Source organism: uncultured Microbulbifer sp., from assembly GCF_947489355.1.
Lineage (GTDB): Bacteria > Pseudomonadota > Gammaproteobacteria > Pseudomonadales > Cellvibrionaceae > Microbulbifer.
This window is the reverse complement of the sequence record NZ_CANLDD010000101.1, coordinates 1-5,580: the sequence shown is the minus strand read 5'-3', so window position 1 is coordinate 5,580 and position 5,580 is coordinate 1. Positions and strand designations below refer to the sequence as shown.

Annotated in this window: 9 protein-coding genes; all 9 read right to left on the bottom strand. The window is 48.6% G+C overall.

Translation table 11 applies throughout. The features are described from left to right. Window positions 1–57: 57 nt before the first annotated feature. A complete protein-coding gene (locus tag Q1A48_RS22010; protein ID WP_366523457.1) occupies window positions 58–450 on the bottom strand; it encodes an HNH endonuclease in 393 nt (130 codons plus the stop codon). After that, window positions 434–661, bottom strand: a complete 228-nt coding sequence (locus tag Q1A48_RS20440) for a holin (protein ID WP_299948586.1) — start codon at window positions 659–661, stop codon at window positions 434–436. Before Q1A48_RS20440 ends, Q1A48_RS22010 begins: the two co-directional genes overlap by 17 nt. After that, entirely contained in the window at window positions 658–1,167 is a 510-nt protein-coding gene (locus Q1A48_RS20435) for a hypothetical protein (protein WP_299948584.1), read from the bottom strand. The genes Q1A48_RS20440 and Q1A48_RS20435 overlap by 4 nt, the downstream gene beginning before the upstream one ends. A 75-nt stretch (window positions 1,168–1,242) precedes the next feature. Then, entirely contained in the window at window positions 1,243–1,437 is a 195-nt protein-coding gene (locus tag Q1A48_RS20430; protein ID WP_299948582.1) for a hypothetical protein, read from the bottom strand. 1,067 nt (window positions 1,438–2,504) lie between these two features. Further along, on the bottom strand, window positions 2,505–3,581 hold the full coding sequence (locus tag Q1A48_RS20425; RefSeq protein WP_299948581.1) for a hypothetical protein: 1,077 nt from the start codon (window positions 3,579–3,581) through the stop codon (window positions 2,505–2,507). A 366-nt stretch (window positions 3,582–3,947) separates the two neighbouring features. After that, on the bottom strand, window positions 3,948–4,478 hold the full coding sequence (locus Q1A48_RS20420) for a hypothetical protein (protein WP_299948579.1): 531 nt from the start codon (window positions 4,476–4,478) through the stop codon (window positions 3,948–3,950). 144 nt (window positions 4,479–4,622) lie between these two features. Next, the gene (locus Q1A48_RS20415; protein ID WP_299948577.1) at window positions 4,623–4,856 is read right to left on the bottom strand and encodes a hypothetical protein; all 234 of its coding nucleotides are present in this window, start codon (window positions 4,854–4,856) and stop codon (window positions 4,623–4,625) included. Window positions 4,857–4,927: 71 nt separating this feature from the next. Beyond that, a complete protein-coding gene (locus Q1A48_RS20410; protein ID WP_299948575.1) occupies window positions 4,928–5,308 on the bottom strand; it encodes a hypothetical protein in 381 nt (126 codons plus the stop codon). A 5-nt stretch (window positions 5,309–5,313) separates the two neighbouring features. Next, window positions 5,314–5,580, bottom strand: a 267-nt coding sequence (locus Q1A48_RS20405; protein WP_299948573.1) for a D-Ala-D-Ala carboxypeptidase family metallohydrolase, incomplete at its 5' end; no start/stop codon positions are given.

The following is a 5,580-nucleotide window of genomic DNA, read 5'->3' as shown; positions in this document are numbered from 1 at the left end:
ACCTAAAAATGCCCAAGTGGGTTTTTTCGATTTAATTCAACGCGCATAAAAATTAACTTAGGGCGGCGGTGTTGGTGGCGAAGGGCTGTGGGGATTTGACCCACCCCTCCCCCTGGCGCCGCCACCCTCCTGCGCGGTCTTGGTCAGATGACATGGCTTGCACAGCAACTGAAGGTTGCCCATATCATCCGTGCCGCCCTGTGACTTAGGTTTGATGTGATCCACGTGGGTTCCGGCAATGGCCAGCCCCTTGAGTAAGCAAAGCTGGCAAAGCCCCTTGTCCCGCCGGATCACCGGCTTGCGCAATTTCCTCCAGACTGACCCATACCCGCGCTGGGTATCTGTGCCTCTCTGCTTCTGCCATATTACCCAGCGGTTTTGAGCCTGGGGACAGAGACCTGAATGCACTTGTCTACAGCGTGCGCAGTAACGCTTAGCCCTTACCGGCATTACGCTGCCCCTGCTGCTCTCTCGCCATCTTGTGGCGCTGGTGACTGTAGTACCAGTTCACTACAAAGGAGGCGATGGCCACCAGCGCACAGATAAAGCCAATGGGGTTTTGGACAAACAGGCTGTAGATACTGCCGATAGCGCCCACCGTTACTGTGGTGGCATGGCTGGCCTTCTCAGCCAACTCTCGCACAAGATCATGAGTAGTCATGACTTCACCATTGCCTGTGTCTTTTCTTTACTTCCTTGGCTGGAGCCAAACCAGAATTGCAGAATCATGGGGATAGCCCCGGTAATCACGCCCAGCATCAGGGTGCCCGTCTGCTCAATAGCAGGGGTCATGTTGATCTCGCCGGAGAACAGGGAGAAGGTCAACGCGAAGTAGCCAGCAATAAACGCGAATGACAGGACCATCTGCGCCTTTAGACCGCCCTTAATCCCCATATCGCGGGCACTCTTCCGGTCATCTACCTCAAGTCGATAAACGTCAATGTCCAACTCGCGCATCTTGACCTTGAACTGGTTGTCAAGGCTTCTAAGCTCCACCAGCTTCTCGGGGCTCGCATTCAGCACCAGCTCCGCAATGTCCTGCTCCTGCGCTTCGGTATCTCCCAGGAAATGGTCGGCCAGGAACTTGAGTGCAGTCCCTGCAACAGGGCCACCCAAGGCAGCACCAAGGGTTGGAGCTACGCTTTTAACGATCGCTTTCCAGTTCATAAGACGCTCTCAGTTATATGATTGCCACGCAGGGCATTAGGGGAAGAGCCACCACCGGGGTGGCAAAACGGGTTATTACTTGCGGGCCTTTTTGGCCTGCTCGCGCACAAATTTGTTGTGCCGGTTGCGGGTAATGACTGCGTACACATTCCACACCAAGCCAAGCATGGCGATAATCACCCCCAGCACCTGCAGCGGAGTGACAGGGGTTTGTGTCAGACTCACTCCCGCAACGGTGACTGTGGCGCTTCCGGCTTCCTGTCCGTTCATGGAGTCACTTTCTCCAGGCGTAAAAAAACCGGCTCAGTGGCCGGTTTGTGGGGTTGGTATCTGGTAGAGACAACAATCGCAAGTTAGCTGATTTATACACCCAAAACGCAAAAGTGCCAAATCTGCGTAACCCAAAATGGTGGTGAGCTGGGTCTAGGGTTATCCAACCACGAATAACCACCTCAAGTTGGATTATGTATTTGGTGACCAGTGTTCCAAAAACTTCTTCTCGCTACCTTTAAACCATAGCCACGCTCCAGCCCCCAAGGTTCCAACAAGAATTAACCAAAAAACAAACTGAGCCCAAGCACTTAAAGGCTTCGTTGTGCTATCGTTAAATATGAGGACAAGTTCAGAAAATGGCTTTGAAAAGCCTACTGCCAAGAAAAACAAAATCCCTGCATAAACATTACATTAACAAAAAGCCATACTAATCTTAAATTATTCAAATTAACTTCTTTTTATTTTTTTGTAAATAATGCCGCCAGCACATACATTGGTCGTGAGTGAGGAGGTCCACCCCCAAAGGGGTGATTTTAGGTTAATGCGCCGTATTCAGTTGTGATCTCAAGAATATTTGCCTGTTTATTTTATTTTGTTTCCTTACTTGAATATCAGCCACAAAAGTGGCCAACTCTTGAAACGCTGTATAAACTACCCACATAGAAAATATGCTTGTCCCATAGAGGAAGCCTGTGGTGCTCAGTGTAAAAGATAACAGACTAGGATGCAGACTGGTCGCAAAGAATAGGAACCCTATAACTAGAGCCGATATGGAATAATAAATAATATAACTTAAAATCCAGCCAGATCGAATGTTAGTAATCCTTCGTATTCGCCTCTGTTCAGACCGAGTTGTCCCTCCAATAACATCTTTATTTGCTTTCAGTTCTACGAACTTCCAGAGAACAAATGATGCAAAGACTACTGGCATAGTCATCAGCGACACTAGAACGTATGGCACCCCTTTAATAATGCTATCAAGAAGGCTTGTACCAACCCAATACCCTACGGTGCCAAATAGGACTCCAGTGAGGATACTACCCAGCAATGGATGAGACGCTCTCTTATACAACACAGTGCTCACCTAATAACTCTGGTTCCAGTTCTTCGTTGCTTATCTGCATCGTTAGCCAAATATGCATCTGATGGTATAGGTCATTTTCGTCGATCAGACCACTAGGTAGTGTCTTAACCGTAACCTTTCCTGACAATTTAAGGCCGTTTCCCTGAATGATACCACCGCCACTTAGCTCAATTCTAACATCTGAATCATCCAAATGCCGCAATGAAGTAGACAAACTATCCAACACCTGTTGCCCAGAATTTGTAGTTTTCCTCAGATAGGTGACTTCTAAACTAACCTTTAGATTTGCGTCATCCAAGGCGTCCGAGAGTTCATGTCTATCGAACCAACCTGGCACCACCATCTGTATGATGCGTGCACCCATTGTGGCTGGGACTAGGCTTAATTTTCTGACTGACTCTGTAGTTTCGGTGCTTGTTAAGTCCGCCTTTACAGCCGCTGGCATTCTCTCCTGAGCCAACTGTACAGGTGATCCAACGTGAATAGTTTTGACAGGCCTGTTCTCCAATGTTCGGATAGTACTCTCCGCTGGCTTGTCATGAAGAATTATGTCGGAGCCGTTCAGTAATTGTACGCAGGTACCAAGAAGCCAGTTGAGGTGAGTTTCCAGCTCACGAGCACGAAGAGCTGCGGACTGCATGATGACAATATGGTTGCCGAGCACTCCAAAATAAAGGATTGAGTTGAGAAATTCTTTCCTCCGGTTTTGCAACTCATTCTCTGTTGTCGACACTTCTCTCCCAGGGATATCTGCTGGAGTAATAGAATCGATAGCATAATAGAACGCAGCACCTTTCAAGTTGATGAAAGGCTGTGTGGCTCCCTCTTCAAAGGAGACCAACTGACCAAAGAACATATTGTTATGCGTGGTATGATGATTAATCAGTCGAATTAAATCTCCATCGGGGTTGATACGCTCTAGCCTAGCGCTAGCTCGCTCTACTTCCCCCCCTTCGGTACATGCCAAGGTCAATAACTCCTGAAGAGTGCTGCTTGAGTTACCGATTGCGACCCGCTTGTAGTGAATAGTTTTCGATTTAGATACAGACCCAACCATAATCTACTTGCCCCAGCTTGTTTATTTATAGTTGTGATTGTGAGCATATCAGCACCGTAGTGAACAGCAATCTTCCCTGTTGAATTGTGTGTCAATTTGAATTTCTTCGATACTGTTTCCCTCTACCTAGCACTATTGCATTTGATTAATAAAACTGATATTGCTTGCGCTGAATTAACGAACGGATATGTGAATCGCGGTGTAAGCGATTACGATAGCTGGCTTGGTAGTCGGCACGGCAGCGTTTGCAGCGGCTCGCGCGGCCACACCGGCTGAAACGGCTGGTATTCCGCGGGAATACCTCTGGAGCCTTCCACTGGTTGCAACCACGGCAGTAAAACTGGCCTTGCTCATTGGTTTTGCGGGTCATGGGCTCACCCCCACAAAGCTGCTAACCATGGCGCCGTGAGGGGCGATAGTGATATCGCCGGAATCCCAGCACTGGGCTAAGCGACAGGCAGTGTGGTGCAGCTCATCCTCGGCACACTCCTCAAGCACTGACGCGTTACGGCACAACTTCAATAGGAAAGCTTGGGCATGGTCTCTTGCGGTGATGCGGCCCTCTAGGAACAAGCCCAACTGGGTAATGATAATCAGCAGCAGAAAGCGGGCGCTGTGGGCTTCGGGGCTGGTACCCAAGGCGCTGCTGTCCGCTTCACTGTGGCAGCGGTAACAGAGGTGTGCAGCCATAGCATCATGGGGTTTGATACCGCGCCCTTTGCCGTAGCTGTGGCTGCGCTGGCCCTGGTAGTGGGCGGCCACGGTGCTGCCCTCGTTATTACCACAGCGGACACAATCGCGGCCTTTGGCCAGCCTCAGTAGTTTTGGGAGGCGGGTGGGTTGCAGGTTCACTTTGTCTCCCTGGGTATCTCCAGTCTGAACTGTGAACCCTTCCATATGCCCTCCCTCAGTAGCTCCAGATTGTGGAACCTGGGGAAGCAGCTTTCTCCAGGCGTAAAAAAACCGGCTCAGTGGCCGGTTTGTTTATTTAGATGTAAATGTTGCAGCAAGCGCAACATATCCTTATTTGTTATATTTTTATTATTTATAGAATACCTGAAATATAAGAATTGCCACATTAATGATGGCAATAACTATATTAAAAACAGCCATACGATTATTGCTTTTTCTTATTTCTTGAATCTGCTTGTGCTTTAAAAAATCTATTTTCCGCCCATGCTCTGCTATAGCGTCAGGATCACCGAAGCCACCACCCTTCTCGTGAATAGAGACTAGTTCTTCTAGCTCAGATTCAGTTTTCCTAGAATTGAACATTCAGACTTCGTGAAATATAACGTCTAGTGAATGGGCGAAGCACGCAGTGCTTTGCCCATTTATAAGTGATGCTACCCAATAATTGATTTCTTCGCACTGACAATTTTCTTCCCTACCTTAAGACAATGTTCTTTATCCGCTCCAAGGCCAATATTCGTTTCAATTGTAGTCACCAGGGATGCCGATATTCTCGCGGCATCCTTACCCTCAATAGCCAGGTGGAATATGTGAGGCAAATAACTTTGGTACTCGTCTCTAGCTTCAGGTGTATCATTCACACCAATAGGATCCCAGTCTTTCCAGAGGATTTCATCGATTAGTTTGTAGAGCTCTAGCTCATCTGGCGGTAGTTTCTTTCCCATACTATTACTTATAACATTTATATACTGATCACCATGACCACTATTATCCTGATTACTGCCTCGGAAGCAATGCTGTGCCACTCCCTTCATACGCCCTACCTTGGGTAGGTCCAGATTGTGGGGCCGGTACGTTTGCCCGGAATAGCTCCAAGATCATCCAGGTGCAGGAATCTGCCCTTGTGTGGACCATGCTGCTTTACCCCAATGCCAGTGAATCCTTCCTCTATCGCGATCCCCAGCAGCTCATAGGCACGCCCACCTGCAACTGATACATCTACAGCTTGTCCGGTAGTGTGTGTCATGGTGGAGCCGATCCTGGCGCAGTGGTCCCGGCAGCGGTAGCCGGAGTTGATTACCATCGG